General features: G+C 59.6%; 12 protein-coding genes. 4 read left to right on the forward strand and 8 right to left on the reverse strand.

Going from position 1 to position 18,218, the window contains the following annotated elements; translation table 11 throughout:
* Positions 1-41 precede the first annotated feature (41 nt).
* The gene (gene metZ, locus ED655_RS11660; protein WP_122040067.1) at positions 42-1,229 is read left to right on the forward strand and encodes an O-succinylhomoserine sulfhydrylase; all 1,188 of its coding nucleotides are present in this window, start codon (positions 42-44) and stop codon (positions 1,227-1,229) included.
* A 36-nt stretch (positions 1,230-1,265) separates the two neighbouring features.
* Positions 1,266-1,739 (forward strand): Co2+/Mg2+ efflux protein ApaG, encoded by a 474-nt coding sequence (gene apaG / locus ED655_RS11665; protein ID WP_035443949.1) that lies wholly within the window; start codon positions 1,266-1,268, stop codon positions 1,737-1,739.
* Here apaG and ED655_RS11670 read toward each other — a convergent pair.
* Both ED655_RS11670 and ED655_RS11675 read right to left on the reverse strand, forming a co-directional pair.
* On the reverse strand, positions 1,699-4,614 hold the full coding sequence (locus tag ED655_RS11670) for a GGDEF domain-containing protein (RefSeq protein WP_122050271.1): 2,916 nt from the start codon (positions 4,612-4,614) through the stop codon (positions 1,699-1,701). The two genes, apaG and ED655_RS11670, sit on opposite strands and share 41 nt — an antisense overlap.
* Positions 4,615-4,826: 212 nt before the next feature.
* The gene (locus ED655_RS11675; RefSeq protein WP_162993498.1) at positions 4,827-5,417 is read right to left on the reverse strand and encodes a hypothetical protein; all 591 of its coding nucleotides are present in this window, start codon (positions 5,415-5,417) and stop codon (positions 4,827-4,829) included.
* Between the two features lie 484 nt (positions 5,418-5,901).
* Here ED655_RS11675 and ED655_RS11680 point away from each other — a divergent pair, with 484 nt between their 5' ends.
* Together ED655_RS11680 and ED655_RS11685 are read left to right on the forward strand one after the other, a co-directional pair.
* Positions 5,902-7,305, forward strand: coding sequence for a sugar porter family MFS transporter (locus ED655_RS11680; protein ID WP_122050273.1), 1,404 nt, complete (start codon positions 5,902-5,904; stop codon positions 7,303-7,305).
* Positions 7,306-7,411: 106 nt separating this feature from the next.
* Positions 7,412-8,575 carry a bifunctional 2-C-methyl-D-erythritol 4-phosphate cytidylyltransferase/2-C-methyl-D-erythritol 2,4-cyclodiphosphate synthase gene (locus tag ED655_RS11685; protein ID WP_122050338.1) on the forward strand — a complete coding sequence of 388 codons (1,164 nt, stop codon included), beginning with the start codon at positions 7,412-7,414 and terminating at the stop codon, positions 8,573-8,575.
* A gap of 146 nt (positions 8,576-8,721) precedes the next feature.
* On the opposite strand, the gene ED655_RS15610 is transcribed toward ED655_RS11685, so the two are convergent.
* The 6 genes from ED655_RS15610 to ED655_RS11710 all read right to left on the reverse strand — a co-directional run bounded on the left by ED655_RS15610 (position 8,722) and on the right by ED655_RS11710 (position 18,212).
* Positions 8,722-8,895, reverse strand: coding sequence for a hypothetical protein (locus tag ED655_RS15610; RefSeq protein WP_023977686.1), 174 nt, complete (start codon positions 8,893-8,895; stop codon positions 8,722-8,724).
* Positions 8,896-9,028: 133 nt separating this feature from the next.
* The gene (locus tag ED655_RS11690; RefSeq protein ID WP_162993499.1) at positions 9,029-9,760 is read right to left on the reverse strand and encodes an ATP12 family protein; all 732 of its coding nucleotides are present in this window, start codon (positions 9,758-9,760) and stop codon (positions 9,029-9,031) included.
* Complete coding sequence (locus ED655_RS11695; protein WP_122050275.1) at positions 9,757-12,315, reverse strand: AsmA family protein; 2,559 nt, start codon at positions 12,313-12,315, stop codon at positions 9,757-9,759. Before ED655_RS11695 ends, ED655_RS11690 begins: the two co-directional genes overlap by 4 nt.
* Before the next feature lie 16 nt (positions 12,316-12,331).
* Complete coding sequence (locus tag ED655_RS11700; RefSeq protein ID WP_122050276.1) at positions 12,332-13,327, reverse strand: RluA family pseudouridine synthase; 996 nt, start codon at positions 13,325-13,327, stop codon at positions 12,332-12,334.
* On the reverse strand, positions 13,324-14,736 hold the full coding sequence (locus ED655_RS11705) for a replication-associated recombination protein A (protein WP_122050277.1): 1,413 nt from the start codon (positions 14,734-14,736) through the stop codon (positions 13,324-13,326). The genes ED655_RS11700 and ED655_RS11705 overlap by 4 nt, the downstream gene beginning before the upstream one ends.
* A 218-nt stretch (positions 14,737-14,954) precedes the next feature.
* The gene (locus tag ED655_RS11710) at positions 14,955-18,212 is read right to left on the reverse strand and encodes an AsmA-like C-terminal region-containing protein (protein ID WP_122050278.1); all 3,258 of its coding nucleotides are present in this window, start codon (positions 18,210-18,212) and stop codon (positions 14,955-14,957) included.
* Positions 18,213-18,218 lie beyond the last annotated feature (6 nt).

Consider the following 18,218-nt stretch of genomic DNA (forward strand, 5'->3'; position numbering starts at 1 on the left):
CACCTTAAGGTTCACGGTGCATTTTGGAGCGTTTCCATCCCATGACTCAAAACAATTTCGGCCCCTCGACACGTCTGTTGCACGAGGATGTCAGCCGTACCGAACATGGCGAAACCAGCGAAGCCATTTTCCTCACCTCAGGCTTTGTCTATGACAGCGCCGAACAGGCAGCCGCCACATTCACCGGCGACGTCACCCATTACCAGTATTCCCGCTTTGGTAATCCCACGACCGATGCTCTCCAGTCACGCCTTGCCCTGCTGGAAGGGGCCGAGGCGTGCATTGTGACAGCCAGTGGCATGGGGGCGGTCTCATCCGCCCTGCTATCCCATCTCAAGCAAGGCGACCGTGTGGTTGCGTCCCGCGCCCTGTTCGGCTCGTGCTACTGGATCGTGACCAATCTGCTGCCGCGCTATGGCATCGAGACTGTTCTCGTCGATGGTGATGACTGGGCCGGGTGGGAGGCAGCACTTTCGCAGCCAACCGGTGCCGTGCTGATCGAAAGCCCCTCGAACCCGATGCTCGACGTGCTGGACATCGAACGCATTGCCGATCTCGCCCACAAGGCAGGCGCGTTGCTGATGGTCGATAACGTGTTTGCCTCACCGGTCGGGCAGAAGCCTCTGGCCCTCGGGGCTGACGTGGTTCTGTATTCCTGCACAAAGCATATCGATGGGCAGGGCCGCGTTCTTGGTGGCGCTGTTCTGGGCCGCAAGCAGTGGATTGAGGAAGTTCTCCAGCCCTTTACCCGCAATACAGGCAACGCCCTCTCCCCGTTCAATGCGTGGGTGCTGCTCAAGGGGCTCGAAACACTCCCGCTGCGCGTCAACGCCATGGCTCACAATGCCAGCGAAGTGGCAAAATTCCTCGAGAACCAGCCGGGTATTGCCCGTGTTGCCTATCCGGGCCTTGCCTCTCACCCCCAGCGCGCCCTGGTTGAAAAGCAGATGCTCAATGGCGGCTCGCTGGTGGCTTTCGAGGTCGAGGGCGGCCGTGAGGCTGCGTTCCGCTTCCTCAATGCCTTCAGGCTGATTGCGATCTCCAACAATCTGGGCGATGCACGGTCTCTCGCCACCCATCCCGCCACGACAACGCACTCCAAGGTCGATGCGGCCGAGCGCGCCAAACTCGGGATTACAGATGGCGCCATCCGTCTTTCCGTGGGACTTGAAGACGCCAGCGACCTGATTGCGGATCTTCAGCGAGGGCTTGCTGCGCTCAAAGCCTGATTGCTTTCCGGCGCTTCATCGGCCTACAAGGCGGGCATGTCGCAAAAGCCTGCCCCTCCCCGCCTCGTGGCCGACCCTGAAGCGAGCCTTGCCGAAGCCATGGAAGCTGCGCCTCGCTACGAGGCCACAACCCAGGGGGTGACCGTCTCTGTGCGCACTTTCTGGCTCGAGGACCAATCACAGCCGGAAGACCATCATTTTGCCTGGGCCTACCATATCCGGATCGAGAATGGTGGCAACGAGACGATCCAGCTCCTGACCAGGTTCTGGGAAATCACCGATGGGCGCGGCAAGACCGACCATATTCATGGTGATGGCGTGATTGGCGAGCAGCCCATTCTTATCGCGCAGGAAGTTTTTGAATATACATCGGGTGTGGCCCTGCCCACAGCGTGTGGCTTCATGCGCGGGATGTACCACATGATCGTGCCGGCCACCGGTGAGCGCTTCGAGGTCACCATCCCGGCTTTCAGCCTGGATAGCCCTCATCGTCTTGGTCTTGTTCACTGACTACGAGGCGCCCACGGCCCTCGACCTTGGCACGATAGAGCGCCTGATCAGCGCGCTCCAGCGCTTCCATCCAGATCTCGCGAGGGGTTTCGATTTCAGGAACACTTCGCGCCACCCCGGCACTGCATCCGATGACCAGCGCACCTACCTTGGTCTCGAAAGGCTCATTGCTCAGCGCAGCAAGCAGGGCTTTGACACGTCCAAGTGACGTAGGCAGATCGCCCTGGACGACAATCATGAACTCCTCGCCACCATAACGACCGATAATCTCTTCGGTCATCTTGTCACGCAAGAGACGAGCCCCGATCTCCGCCAGTATTTCATCACCGATCGTATGGCCAAAGGTATCATTGATCGACTTGAAGTAATCGACATCAAAAAGCGCGAGCGTCAGGGAACGATGCTCACCCTCGAAGTCGGGCTGTCCGAGGCGTTCCAGCAGGCGCAGAACGCTCGCCTCTGCCGTACGACGGTTCATGAGGCGTGTCAGTCCATCTTGCCTCGCCTGCTGCTCCAGAGCCGCCTGGGCTGCACGCATTTCCACCGTACGCTCATCAACCAGCGTTTCCAGCCGCCTCTGGCGCTTCAGGAGGTAGCGGAAGCGAACACGGTTGAGAATATATGGCAAAACCACGATTGCCGCGATGTATGACACGATCAATGGCCATGCCATCCACCAGGGGCGTTGCATTCTGATGAGCAGGGTGATCGGTCGCGAGACGATATTCCTGTTGTCGTTGATCGCCTGGACAATGAGTCGGGAATGGCCCGGTGGCACAAAGTTATAGCGTATCTCGCCGGTTGTTGACGTGATCCAGTCCTGATCAACGCCCTCCAGTCGATAGCGGAAATAGGTTGTCGAAGCGAGTGCCGTATTGAGCGTCCCCAACGTAACCATCAACGGATCCCGCGTGTAGGGCACGGCATGCTCGGGTAATATGTGCTCCCCAAGTCTGGCCTCAACAAAAACAGGCCTCAGATCCGTCGGCTCAAAAAAATGCTCCGGGTGCAACAGATGCGAGACGCCGCGTGTGGTTGTTACCCAGATCGATCCGTCCGGATCCTCGGTCAGACCCTGCTGATTGATATTCGCCGAAATCAGGCCGTCATCGCGCGTCAGGCGTATCCACTGATGCCCGTCATAAGCCGCAAGACCGTTTTCGGTCCCCACCCACAATCGGTGATGCCGGTCCCATAGCAGGCTGAAAATGATCTGTGACCCAGTGCATTCCGCGCCAATCTTGCTGCTGCCGCCAATCCGGTCACCGTCAAGATGTATATGAAGCAGTCCGGCGCGAGCGCGCAGACCACCTATCCAGAGATCATCATGGGAAGAAAACACCATGGTCAATGGCGAAAAATCACGTCCATTGGCCCAATGAGTAATCACAGGAAACCAGCGTCCGGAGTCAGTTCGTCGATAGAGTGCGTTTCCGATGATAGCCCACGGCGTACCATCATCACGTAACGCAATAGCGCTGGCAGATTTGCTGAGCGGCTTGCCTTTCGCATCCAGCGCAATGCCTGGCACACCAGCGCCTGGCCGCGGCATTTCGAGCATCCCCTCATCGGAGGCGATCCACAGCATCTCACCTCGTGGCGAGGCAGCGAGGCCGAGTATCCGCCTGATAGGTAACTTCTGATCGCAAATCAGATGTTCGGCGCGGAATAGGCAATGAAGCAGATCACGGTCATCGACAGGCAGCCAGTATCCCGCCTTACCGTCCGGGAGGCCAAAGAAGAAATTACCGTCCCTGAGCCGCGCACCAATTTCATTTTGTCGAAGGTCATAAAGGCCTTGATCGGTCAGGAGCAACTGTCCGTCTTCGTGCGGCAGGACGGACCAGGTAGAGCGTATGCTCTGAGGCTCCAGGTTCTCCCATGTGCCCCACCCGATCAGTTTGATCAGTTCAACCGAATCCTGAACGGYCCAAAGCTGCCGGTCACGATCGACATAGGCAAAATGGATATCCTGCTCCCGGGCAAGATCGTGATTGGGCACACTCCAGTACTTTCCATTGAAGGAATGCAGGCGGGTGCCGTCGAAAAACATGGTCGCATCGGATGACTCGACCACGAATGTTGGATGCTCAGTAATACTTGAGAAATCGAGTTTCCAATCAACCGGCAGCTTCCTGACATAGCCGTTATCGTTCAGCAGGAGCAGGGCGTTGGTCTCCAGCGCATATAATCTGAGATCAGGCTCGTTGTTCGGCGACTTGAATATCTCTGCATCCCAGGGAAGGCGCAACGTGCGCAACCCGGTGAGATCCCTCAGGACTGTGCTCGCGGGCTCGCGAAGAAAAACCCGTTCTCCGATCTGATAGACGAGAGCCCGCGAACTCGCATCGACCGGCCGCGCAGGACATGCAAGCAACTCATCCTCTGGCGGATCACACAGATACACGCCGTGGTCGCTGACGATGACAAGACGCCCCTCATCTGTGAGGATGTTGCGAACATGCCCTACGCCACTCAGCTTCAATCTGGTAAATTCGAGCTGAAGTGGTGATATCCGCTCGCTCGTGGCCTGCTGGGAAATTGCCAGGGAACCCCGCTGCAGAACCACAACGCGGCCATCGGAGAGGAACCGCACACCATCTGCGTCACTGGACTGATTAGGTCCATGGTGAACATTGATCCGGTAAAAGCGACGACCGGAAAAGAAGTACAGAGAGCGCTGCGTGAGGAGATAGAGGTAACCCTGCCTGTCCTGGGATAGCCCATAGATGTACGAATTATCCACGCCATCGCGCTGCGTGAAACTCTGCATGGTCAGATCAGCATCACCTGCTCTGGCCTGCAAGGCGCCCCATCCCGAGAACATCACCGTAATCAGTGCAAAGCACCGGGCATGACAAAGGAAGGCCGACATCGGATGTGTCGCACCTTCCTTGTTCTGACGGCTGCGCAGGACGGAGATCAGATGTCGTTCCTCAACGCGTAAATGCGCTCTCTTTCGATACTCTAATACAACTACCAGACTCCGTCGTTAAAAACTCGCGATAGCTGGCGTTACGAATAGAGCGCATGCCCAGTGCAATGGGTATCTATCATCTGCTGTAGATCATGCCCCCCTGATATCGGTCAGGCCGTATGCTGACGGTTGCTGACAATGCAGGCACCGGGCTCGATGCACGGATCCCACTTCTGGCCAGCAGGCGGACGCGGGCCAGCATAGGCAACGTCCTGACGGTTGCTGACAATGCAGGCACCGGGCTCGATGCACGGATCCCACTTCTGACCAGCAGGCGGACGCGGGCCAGCATAGGCAACGTCCTGACGGTTGCTGGCAATGCAGGCACCGGGCTCAATGCACGGATCCCACTTCTGGCCAGCAGGCGGACGCGGGCCAGCATAGGCAATGTCCTGACGGTTGCTGGCAATGCAGGCACCGGGCTCAATGCACGGATCCCACTTCTGACCAGCAGGCGGACGCGGGCCAGCATAGGCAACGTCCTGACGGTTGCTGGCAATGCAGGCACCGGGCTCAATGCACGGATCCCACTTCTGGCCAGCAGGCGGACGCGGGCCAGCATAAGCCACGCTCGAGGAAGTGGACAGAACATGATGGGAGTTATCAGGAAGGGACGCCGAAGCCGCAACCCCCAAGCCGAGAATGGATCCTGCAAAAGCAAGTACCGAGAGAGTTTTTGATGCTGCTATGACAATAGACATGAGACCAATCCATTTACATACGAAAGCTTGATTGCCTATTTATACAATGGTCTCTTTTATGACTCTCGTCTTGCACAGTTATGGAATGATTTGGAGGAAGAGTTATATCAGGAAGACATATTTTGTATTGTTTAGTATTTATGAGTGATTTATATTTCGTCTATATTTCCATTTATGAGATTATCATCCAACAGACCGGCCTTACCTGCTTTCGGTTAATTTCATATTAAACCGACTTACTTCCTCCGCTCTTGTTGAGATTTGAGGGCTATTTGCTCCCGGATTGCCGCCGCCGTGCAACTCCGCACCGCAACCATCCCCCTGCGGGAACGCACCACAACCCAATATGTGGATCACAACGATTTTGGTTTGAATTAACGTGACAAACCCTTAAAGATCACACCGACTTTGGGATTTCTCGTGTGACAACAGCGATTCCTCTGCAGGCCCGGCCCCAAGGCTTTCTCGACTAAGGTCTTCTCATATGAGTAACGTTACCTCGTCCAACCCAGTAGAAACGAAGCTTCCGCTGGTTGGAAAAATGATGCTTGCTGCAATTCTCGCGGCAGTCGCAGGATTGATGTTCGGTCTCGATATCGGCGTCATCTCCGGCGCCCTTGGCTTCATTGCCAAGGAATTCCAGGCCAGTGACACCGCTCAGGAATGGATCGTTTCTTCCATGATGTTCGGCGCGGCCCTTGGGGCACTCATTGCCGGCCGTCTTTCCTATAGCCTCGGCCGCAAGAAGGCGCTTGTCTTCAGTGCTGCCCTGTTCGTGATCGGCGCCATATGCTGTGTCGTGGCCCATTCTGTCGCTCTGCTGATCATCGCGCGCGCCATTCTCGGGCTTGCCATCGGTATCGCGAGCTTCGTCGCGCCGCTTTACATTTCGGAAGTGGCTGATGAACAGCATCGCGGTAGCCTGATTTCGGTGTATCAGCTCATGATCACCATCGGGATTTTGCTCGCCTTCATCTCTGATGCCATGTTTGCTTATTCTGGGTCATGGCGCTGGATGCTCGGTATCGTCGCCGTTCCGGGTGCTGTGTTCCTTGTGGGCTCACTTTTCCTACCCGATAGCCCGCGTTGGCTGATGCTGCGTGGCCGTCACGCTGAGGCGCTCGAAACGCTGGCCTCGCTGCGCGCCTCGCGTGCCGAAGCCGAGAGCGAAATCCGTGACATCGAGGAAGGCCTGCAACAGAAGCAGCGCGGCTTTTCGATGTTCCTAGAAAACCCGAACTTCCGTCGCTCCGTCATGCTCGGCATTGGTCTGCAAATCGTCCAGCAGCTCACCGGCATCAACATCGTCATGTACTACGCCCCGCGTATCTTCGAAGTTGCCGGCTTCGGTCAGGACGGGCAGATGTGGGGCACCGCCATTGTCGGTCTGGTCAACATGCTGGCTACTTTCATCGCCATCGGTTTCGTCGATCGCTGGGGTCGTCGCCCGATGCTCGTCGCCGGCTTCGTCATCATGGCCATTGGCATGGGTGCGCTCGCGATCCTGCTTTCCTTCGGCCAGGATTCGAGCACGATGATGCATTATCTCTCGGTCGGGGTTCTGCTGCTCTTCATCACGGGCTTTGCTTTCTCTGCCGGCCCGCTCATCTGGGTGCTTTGCGCCGAGGTGCAGCCGCTCCAGGGTCGTGATTTCGGCATTGCCTGCTCGACCTTCACCAACTGGATTGCGAACATGGTCGTAGGCGCCACGTTCCTGACGCTGCTTGGCACACTGGGCGCCTCGCACACCTTCTGGCTGTATGCTGCGCTCAATGCAGTGTTCATTCTCGTCACCCTCGCCTTCGTGCCTGAGACACGTGGCGTGTCGCTGGAGTCTCTCGAGCACAAGCTCAACAAGGGTATCCGCCTGCGCGACATCGGTCGCTGAAACACACGTGACGTGTGACGCACAGGTCATGGGCTCCGCAGTCACTGCGGGGCCCTTTTTTTCTTGGCTTGACGCGGCAGGGACAAATCCCCATTCCCTGAACATCATGCGTATTGCTGCCATCCTCCTCGCCGCCGGTTCCGGTCGCCGCTTCGCTGATGCCAGCGCCGCGCCGGCCACCGGCCTGTCCGCCATGCCAAAGCAGTACCTCCTGCTTGGTGGCAAAACCGTCATTCGCCACGCGGCCGAAGCGCTGCGCGACCATGTGACCCTCATCCAGCCGGTCGGTAATGACCCGCTACTGCTGCAGGCCCTCGATGGGATCGAGACATTACCGCCTGTCGCAGGTGGGCGTGAGCGTCAGGACAGCGTGCGCGCCGGGCTTGAGGCCCTAGCACGCCTGCCTGAGCCACCCGATCTTGTTCTGGTCCATGATGGCGCACGCCCCTACGTGCCAGCCGAGGTGGTACGGAACGTGCTCAAGGCGCTTGAAAAGCATCCGGGTGCGATACCAGCGGTTGCTGTGGCGGATACGCTCAAGCGCGGTCGCGACGGCCTGGTCGACACAACCGTTTGCCGCGACTCCCTGTGGCGTGCCCAGACCCCGCAAGGCTTCCATTTCCCGCTTCTGCTCGACCTGCACCGCACACATCAGGGGCCTGTCACCGATGACGCCGCCCTGCTCGAAGCCGCGGGTCATCCGGTCGCCCTCGTTCAGGGCGCTGAAGATAATATCAAACTGACCCTACCGGAGGATCTCGTGCGTCTCGAAAGACTGCTCGGCTCGACCCCACTCCCGCGCACTGGGCTGGGCTATGACGTTCATGCCTTCGAGGCCGGCCGTCCCCTGATCCTCTGTGGTATCACCATCCCCCATGATCGCGGGCTGGCGGGCCATTCCGACGCTGATGTCGGTATCCACACCCTGTGCGACGCCATCTATGGTGCGCTCGCCGAGGGAGATATCGGCCGCCATTTTCCGCCTACGGATAATGAGTGGAAGGATATGGATTCCGCACGTTTCCTAATTCATGCGGGCGAGCGTATTCGCCAGCGCGGCGGCATGCTGATCAATGCCGATGTAACGCTCATCTGCGAGCGTCCCAAGATCGGCCCTCACGCTCAGGCTATGCGCGAACGCCTTGCCTCGTTGCTTCAGGTCGATGTGGACCGCATATCGGTCAAGGCAACCACCTCCGAGCGCCTTGGCTTCACGGGCCGCGAAGAGGGTATTGCCGCCACGGCTGTCGCCACAGTGCTCGTTCCCTGAGCGAGATACAGAGCGTGTAAAAGCAGAAAGCCCGGCCATTGCGCCGGGCTTTTTCGTTGCTGTGCAGCAAGGGTGGCAAGAGCTGCGCCCTTGGACGGTTCATGCCGTGCGATCTTGCCTCCCGGCGGAGGCCGGATGAGCGAAACTCAGCCTTTGATGGCGCAGATCACAACAATGACCGGGGTTGCTGCAAGGAGCAGCCAGACATTCTGGACGCAACGTGCCACGAAATGGGCAGAACGCACCTTGAACGGAATACGACGAATGAGATTTGCAGCAGCGGCGTTCTCATCCAGCACGGCCTGAATACGAGAAGACATACCTGATCCTTGCACAAATTCTTCCGATTACCTGACAACCCTCTAATAAATCGCGAAGAGCTGGTCGAGTAACCAATGGTCACCGAGTGTGATGACCACTGAAGGCAAGGGTTAAAGGCCGATCATGGCAAAATCATGCCTGATTCGTCTCAGCTCCGTAAGAAAGCTCCAGATACCGTAACGCAATTTCCACATCTGCCGCGTTGCGATCAATCTCCTGCATCAGCGCGGCATCCTCGCCCCATTGCGCCATCTGATGCCGCTCCTCGACACTGGCCATCAGCCGTGCCGAGGCAGCGTCCACCCATCCCTCGACCAGGCCGATCGCCAGAATCAGGCTTCCCGTTGCAGGTGCGCAGATTGCGGCACAGGTCAGGGCTGCATCATCCATACGCTCAAGGGCGGCCCCGTAGGCTTTTTGAAGCTCAGGAGCGATGGAGAGCGGCAGAAGACTGCGCGTGACCTGAGGCAAAACACCATGCCTGCTGCCAAACAGGGCCAGAACCGGATCAAACAGAGAATCCTGCTCCCGGCCAAGAGACCCGACAGCCCGGTAACAAAGCAGATCGTTTTCACCATAAGCGCTAAGGCCACCAATGATCTGCTCGCGGTCAGGCCGGACACGCTCGATTTCCGTACCAGCCATCTGCGTCATGGGCAGATCTGCGGTCCGAAAGGCCTCTCCTTCGGGGATGGCCCGCCACTCGGCAGCAATAGCATCAGCCAGCCTTGCAGAGGATGTGGTCAGCATATTTCCGCCGGGCAGTCTGAAAGGGCGCCCATCAAGCATGACGGCGTAATGCCCATCGGGCCCATACGCTGCGACTTCAACGGCTTTCCAGAAACGTTTGATCGTCTGGCTCAATGCAATATCCCCAAACCATGCAGCAATTCAGAGGCCTGCGAATGCTTCTTGCGCTCGGGCGCTGCCTCACCTGACGTATTCTCACGCGCTGCGGAGAGGATATCGGGACAGGTATCGGGCTGGCTGCCGCCGATTGTCAGCTGGAACCGCCCCCCTACGGTTGCCTCCTGGCTTGCCTTGGGTGCCTCGAGCGTTCCCTTGACCAGTACCGGAGTTGAGGCCCCGGTGCCGCCAAAGCCGATACGCGGCACCAGATGCAGGTCGAGCATTTCGTCAGCGAGACCGTAAACACCGTGGCCAGACAGGGTAAGCGCACCAGCCTCCATACCGATCGTATCGAGTTGGGCCTGCCCTCCCTCGAACCGGGCGTGAAGCCCAAGGCAGCGCACCGGCAGTTCACGATGCGAAAGCAGCGAGCGCGCTGCATCGCCCAAATAGGCCCCAAGCCTGCTGGTATCGATCGTGCCACCCACCATGGAAAGGCCCAGATGCCCCTGCAGGGTGTCGCGCATCGCTGCGCGTGTCTCACCCCGTGCATCGAGCTCACCCACCAGCATCAGCGGCCCGTGAAACAGGTCCGGAATAGACAGCAGGGTCTGCGCCAGCGTGGCCGGGAAGAGTACCGGAGAGAAAACGACACTGACAGAGGCTGGCGACCCACTCCGGTCGTAAACGGCACGCCCGGCAAGCGTCATGCCATTGCCCGACCCCTTGATAGAGTCGATGGCCAGCTTTGCGTTATTCAACGCAATATGCCCGGAGACATCGCTGTAATCATCACCATTGAAACGCAGTTTCGCGACAGAAACATCGATCGATGCCTGCCCCCGGTCAATGAAGCGCTGCAAGCCAGTTGTGCTACCGGCTTTGTCCGCAACGTCGGTGGGTACAGCCGACATACCTGCCGGATGAGGTATCACGGCGCTGTGTCCTGATGCCCCGACTTGACCTGCTATCGGCATTTGGACAGATGGGGCTGCCGTCGATGCGGGAGACGAGGCCTCAGCGGCGCCCGAGCCGGATGGCGCAGCAGTTTGCGCTGCCTCTCCGGTCTTGTCATGACGCCGTCCCAGCCAGAGATCCTTGAGAGCGTCAAGATCGAGAGCCGAGAACCGGACTGTTCCCTCTATGGCGGATGGGAGGGGGGCTTTGACCGAAGCATCGATCACACCCGTCGCCTCATGGCTTGTCAGGGTCAGTCCCTTGATCTGAATGGATCCGGACGCATCGCGCTGCACTTCACCTTTAAGCGCCACGTCGTGCAGCATTGCCTGCATGACATCGAGCGTGCGTGCCTGCCCCTCCAGAGACAGCGCGGACTCGTCTGCACCGATCTGGCCCGACAGGTGGGCTGTGAGCCCCGTACCTGTCCCGATCTTGGCGGCATCCCGAAGATCCACCGCTACCGGAAGCGGCGTCGCAAGCCCCGATTGCCAGGCCGCGCCAGCCTGGGCCAAGGTTCCAAAACGCCCCTGCAGAGCTATGCCTGATGCCAGATCGCTGATCACGTCACCATTGACGACAGCACTCACCGCCAGAGCCGATGAAAGCGTGTCGGCATCGACATGCGCCGCGCTGAATGTCAGCCCGCGCCATGTCGGGCTGGAATCGGCATGCAGATGCACATGGTTGATACCCAGACGGGAAAGACCAAGACCGGCCTCTTCCGTTTGCGGGTCAGCATCAAACACCCCGATCTCGCCCCCAAGCCCTTTCACATCGGGCAGATTGGCATGGGGGAATAAGGATTCGACATCCTTGAGCGAGGCCAGTTCACCACGCAATACGCCCGAGAAACCATGGAAGTGGCGCATATCGGTAATCTGGCCATCGAAATTGAGCCAGTCCTGCTGCTTGCCGTCATTGCCCAATGTCGCGCCAAGACTCACGGCCCAGGGGGGATTGCTCCCCTGGAACAGCGAAAGCGGCCCGATATGGCCGTTGACCCGGAACGGTACGTCCCCGCGGCGCCCGTGGACATCGAGATAGGGAGAAGGAGAAGAAAGACCGTCAAACTCGGCCCGTTCCACGCTTAACGTCCCACCATGATGCCCCTGCCGGTCATCCAGGGAAATCCTGATGTTATCGAGCTTCGCAGAGCCAATCTGCAACTTCCATCGGGCTTGCGGGCGAGACACGTGTCCCGATGAAGCGCCGGTTTTACCCGAGGGAGGATGAAACACCCAGTTCGCCTGACCGGACTCGTCGCGATGCAGGATTGCCGCACCGCGCATCACCGTCAGGTTTTCAAGACGGATCTCGCGCCAGAGCAACGGAATGAGCGCGATCGACGCGCGGATGTCGCGTGCGCGCAGCATCGGCGTCACGCCATCGCCCCCTTCGTCAGACAGCGTGACCTGATAGGCACTGAAGGACGGCCAGGGCAGTACGCCCACCGAGAAACGCGCCATTGCGAGATCACGGCCGGTCTGTCGCTTGACCGCGGCAATCACATCCTCCTTCAGCGATGAACGATCGATCAGGATATGGGCCGTCACGGCCAGGCCTGCCGCCAGCACCAGAATGACGATGAGCGCCGCAGTCAGACGTTTCATTTGACGAGTTCCTTGGTCATTTCCTGCCGGTCTTGCCCCCGATCCGTTCGGGGCGCGGCGTCTCACCGGCGGTAAAGCCGAGATCCTTGAATGTGTCACGCATATGGGGCGGCAATGGGGCCGCTACGCGCAGGCGACCACCGGCAGGATGCGGAAACTCCAGTGCACGCGCATGAAGATGCAACCTGTCGATAAAACCCTCCATATGCGCGGCCTTGCCACCATATTTCGGGTCGCCAAGAATAGGCGTACCGAGGGTTTCGCAATGTACGCGCAGCTGATGGGTGCGGCCTGTGAGTGGCTTGAGCGCAAGCCATGAGAGGCGTTTGCCCGCCGCATCGACCACCTCATAATCGGTCTTGGCCACCACGGCATCTTCGTCATCACGCGTGGCGGCAATCATGAGGGCGCCGTTACCGGCCCCAAGCTTTGCAAGCGGCTGATCGATCACACCTGAGCCGGGCATGGGGCGTCCGACGACAATCGCCCAGTAGGTCTTGTCCACATCGCGCCCGCGAAAGGCTGCGGCCAGCTTGGCGGCAACGCCTGGTGTACGGGCGACCAGCAACAGACCGGACGTGTCGCGGTCGATGCGATGCACGAGGCGCGGCCGGTCAGGCAGATCGCCACGCAGGCCATCGAGCATCATGTCGATATGCTTGGTGATACCGGGTCCGCCCTGCGTGGGCAGGCCGGATGGCTTGTCGAGCACGATCACCTGATCGTCACGATAGACCACCATGCGCTCGATCTCGCGGGCCAACTGCGGGTCCAGCGGGGCCGGACGGTCGGCCTGCGCCGCCATCGGCGCAGGCAGAGGCGGGATGCGCAGGCTCTGGCCGGGGGCAAGACGGCTTGCACCAGTCACGCGCTTGCCATCGAGACGCACCTGCCCTGTGCGGCACAGCTTTTGCAGCGCCCCCTGGGTGAGGTCGGGATAATGGCGGCGGAACCAGCGATCGAGGCGCATATCGGCCTCATCTTCACTGACAATACGGGTCGTAACACTCATGGGCGACGGCTTGCCCGTATTGCGGCCTGCCTGTCCAGATTTTTTCTGATTTCGCTTTCCCGACCACGATCGGTGGGCTGATAGAGTGACACGCGCGCCATCTCATCGGGGAAATAGTTCTGACCCGAAAATCCTTCCTCCGTATCATGGTCATATTCATAGCCCTTGCCGTAGCCGATCGACTGCATCAGCTTCGTAGGGGCGTTGCGTATATGGTGTGGCGGTCCAAGGCTGCCCGTTTCGCGGGCCAGTTTGCGGGCCTGGTTATAGGCACGATAGACGGCGTTCGATTTTGGTGCTGTAGCCAGATGCACGACCAGTTGCGCCAGGGCCAGTTCGCCCTCGGGGCTGCCCAGACGCTCATATGTTTCCCACGCGGCCACGGCCAGCGGAAGCGCTGTGGGGTCCGCCATACCCACATCCTCTGCGGCAAAGCGCGTCAGGCGGCGGGCGATATAACGAGGGTCTTCCCCGCCTTCGAGCATCCGGGCAAACCAGTAGAGTCCCGCATCGGGGTCTGATCCGCGCAGCGATTTGTGCAGCGCCGAGATCAGGTTGTAATGTTCCTCGCGATCCTTGTCGTAAAGCACCGCCCGACGGGCCACCACACCGGCCAGCCCCGCCGTATCAAGCAGCTCCCCGGCCGGCAGGGCCTGTATCTGTTCGACCAGATTAAGCAGATAGCGCCCATCGCCATCTGCCATGGCACGCAAGGCAGCGCGTGCCTCTGCGGTGAGTGGCAGCGCTGTGTCGGACAGGGCTTCGGCACGCTGGAGCAGCTTCTCGAGCCCGTTATCGTCCAGCCGGTTGAGCACCATCACCTGACAGCGCGACAGAAGCGCGCCATTGAGAGCGAAAGAAGGATTTTCCGTTGTCGCACCGATCAGGATGACGGTCCCACGCTCGACATAAGGCAAAAAGCCATCCTGCTGGGCGCGGTTGAAGCGATGGATCTCGTCAACGAAGAGTAACGTCCCTCGCCCTGTCTCCTGCTGGAAGCGCGAGGCGGTTTCGAAAGCCTTCTTGAGATCAGCCACACCCGAGAAAACGGCTGATATCTGCTCGAATCTGAGCTTGGCCTCACGAGCAAGCAGCCGCGCAATCGTGGTCTTGCCGCATCCGGGTCCGCCCCACAGGATGAGGCTTGGCAGCGTGTTACGGCTGAGCATTTGGCTTATCAGCCCTTTTGGGCCGAGAAGATGATCCTGACCAACGACCTCGGCCAGAGTGGAGGGGCGCAGCCTGTCCGCCAGCGGCTGCGTCTGTCGCGACGTCGGCATGGGCGAGGCGCCCGTTTGCGATGCAGGGGGCATCATCGGTGCGGAATGTGCCGCAGGGCGCCCGTGGCGTGCAGCTTCCTTGCGAGGGGAAGGCGTGCCGAACAGATCTGCATTTCCATCATCCTGCATCGCGCTGGCCTCTTCCTTCCTGCAATCCTGCTCTTCTCGACCTACCACGTATCTTATGGCGCCACCGCCAGCCTATGCAGGAACGTGCACATGCGGACGAACGTCGCACCGAGCAGACGCTTGAGATCCATGATTCGCCGGAGCGATTACGGGCTATTTTCTACGCAAGGCCAATCATTGGGGCAAATATACCCTTCGTCAGACCGGTACAGGGTGCCCTATTTTGCGAGCTGACGCATGACGCCGGGTAAAAGCATGGCAAATGGATTGATCGACAGATCCGGATTTCCCGCTGTTCCCTTGACCGTAAAGGTCGCGGCAAGAAAGCCGCCCCCTTTTTCCGGCGAGAACAGCTTGCCCACATTCGGCAGCCGCCCCGGTGCCGCGTTGAGGCCAAAAATAGGCACGACTGTCCCACGCAGATCGAGCCCGCCCTTGTCGAGATCGATCTTGCCTTCCAGCGTGGCCCCAAGCGCCGGGTTGCCAAGATGCCCCTCATGAATGGTCATGACGTCATCCCGCACCCTGATCGGCAGATGAAGATGCTGCACCTCAAACCGGTCATGGCTGGCCTGAGACCAGTTGAAGACAGAAAGATGGGTAGCCGCTGTCAGTGCCGCTGGTGGCTGCCTGAAGGCGAAGGGTGAGACGGAAATCATCCCCTTGAAAGGCGGAACGCGCCCCGTATCGCCGTCTCCTACCTGACCCGAAATCTGCGCACGCCCGCCCTCAAGGCGATCCGTCATACCGGTTTCGTTCAGAAACCGACCGAGATTGTCGATGCGGAGCATGAGCTGACGCCCGGCCTCATGCGGGGCCAGATCAAACGCCACACCAACAGGCTTGACCGCTGTAAACCGGGCACGGTCAAGCCGATCATGTCGATGCTCCAGATGGGCGGTCACACCCCCCAGAAACTTCTGGGCGTTGTAGAACAGGCGTTCGGTTGCGATATCAACGGTCCAGTCCTGACCCGGTGACGCCGTACTACTGCTGGATGCGCGATCAGCAGGACCGGTCGATGTGTTGCCGGTCACCATGCTGTCACCCTGCTCCTGCCCGGGCTTTGCATCGTCGCGGTGCAGCAAAGTCGCGATATCAAGGTCCTGCGCGTGGATATGCACCCCGATCGCCGCATTGGCCTGTGTCGGCAGCTCGATCACCGCGTCCCCATTGGAGCGGCCAATCATGAAACCGTTCAGATTGATGACCTGCACCTGCCCTTCAACCAGTCGGCTGTCGCCCTCGACATGCAGGTCTGGCCCCTCGGCACTGATGCGATCGAGTGCAACCATCTTGCCATCGCGCAGGCCGATATGGGCGGAAGCTGTTGTCGCGATACCGGCCGCTTTGCTCCAGACGGGAATCGTCAGGGCTGCCTGGGTGAGATCAAGTGCAAGATCCAGATTGGCATGACCATCGAATGCCGCGTGATAGTCAGAGACGAGCTGCGCCGTGCCCTGAAACAGGCCGTTATTGGCGATATGGGCCTTGTTCAGAGCCTGTTCATCGAAAACCGATACGGCATGAACGCTCTCGCGCAGCCCGCCTGACCGGCTCAGGAAATTCTCGTTCAGCGTAGCATCGGTTGGCACACCATCGAGCAGACCGTGCCCCTGAAGCGCGAGCTTCTTTTCAGTCGCTTCCAGATTGCCCGACGCCTCGGTCAGCTCCCGCCCCAGAACAACATTGCCGAGGATGACGTGGTCAAACCGCGCCCGTGCGTTGACATGGATCTGGTCATTCTCGATATGCGACGAAAGCGGCAGCGTGATGGTTTCGCGCACTTTCACCGCACCTGCTGGATGCGTAAACGGCAGTGGATGCCGCGAGAGCAGATGCAGCCTTGGATGGGCAAGAAGGGTAGCGCAGTCGCCCAGATCGCAGGAGAGATCGAGCGATATCGTGCCGGTCTGATCATGGGCGAAAAGATCGCTGATCAACATCGACCCACCATCGAGATGGATGAGACCGGCATGGGCCGCATCGGATGCGGGCTGGGTGCCATGCAGAAAGTCGATACGAAGGACATCCGGCGCAGCAAAGCTGAAACGCGCGGCGACATCACGGGCGGGCGGCACGGGCCGAAGCCAGTTCACGGTCGCATGCTCGATGGTCAGAGACGCGTCGGTCTTGCGGGGGCGTAGCTGATCCCAGCCCGCGTCACTGCCGAGAACGGCATCGAGATGCAGCGAATCTGTCGTGCCGGCGCTCAGATTATTGGTAACCCAGCGGCGCGCGCCCTTCATCAGGAAGCGTGGCCAGATGGACCCCAGATGGGGCACATCGAGTGGCGTCGCCGTCAGGGAAACACCTCCCGAAATCTGCCGGGCAGAGCGAAGCGAGTCCGCTTCGATATGGCCATGCGCCTGGAATGTGTCGGTTCTGCCTGTATCATCGACAAGCGCGATAGCGGCCTCGCTCCTGTCGACGATCAGGCGCCCCTCAGGCAGGGCAATATGGGCGGAGACATGACCCGACTCCACGTTCAGAGGGTCACCTCCTGACTGATCAATCGTACCCTTGCCGAGAGAGAGGGCGACCTGCCCTTGCGTGACCGGAATACCTTGGAGCGGCGCATCGCCAGCAAGGTGTGGCGTTCCTGTGCTGCTCTTGATCAGAAGAGAGGCCTGCAATCCGACCGGCACATGCCAATCACCGGCATAGGGAACAAAACCGCGCAGGATATCAGGAGCGAAAGGGGTGACCGTCACGCGCCACGAAAGCCCCCCCGCCACGGGTGCACTCGCAGCGCTGAAGCCGATCGGCGGTTCATGACCCGGGCCCATCTTGCCCTCGGCCAACCCGGTCCATGCATAATCAGATGTCCGTGGATCGTGATGCAGCGCGATCTTGTTCAGAAGCAGCGTGGCATCGGCGCGATCGGCATAGGCTCCCATACCATTGGGTGACAGCGCGTGGCGAAGCTGCACCGCAACAGCGTTCAGGTCGAGTGCCGCCAGATGGTCGAGTGAAAGTGGATTAGCGGCGTTTTTGCGATGTCGCGCGTCAGGCCAATCCAGATCGATCGATCCGTCTTCATGACGATCGAGGATAATTCGTCCCGATTGTGCAGCAAGACGTGTGGGCTCAATGTGCCCGCGTAGCAAAGCCCCCATGCGCAGGGCCAGATCGACCTGAGACAGCGCCAGCGTTGCGCTGCCGTCCTTGCGCAGAATACGCAGATCCTGCGCCTTGAGCACAAGTTCAGGATGAACATGACGCAGGCCGGGCTGCCAGCTCAGGAACAGACGCCCCCAGCTCAACCTGCCAGCAGGACGACCCGTCTCATTGCTGGCCTGGATTGCGACCGGCGCAAAGCGTGAGGCAACGGCTGTGACATCCAGCGGGCCAAGCGACAAGCGCCACAAACACGCCAGCCCAGCCACCGCAATGATGGCGACCGGCGTTACAACAATGAGCGTCCCGAGACGGAACGCCCGCCAGGACGCACGATGGAAGGGATCGTGCGGCACGATATC

The sequence above is a fragment of the Asaia bogorensis genome, assembly GCF_900465345.1.
Lineage (GTDB): Bacteria > Pseudomonadota > Alphaproteobacteria > Acetobacterales > Acetobacteraceae > Asaia > Asaia bogorensis_A.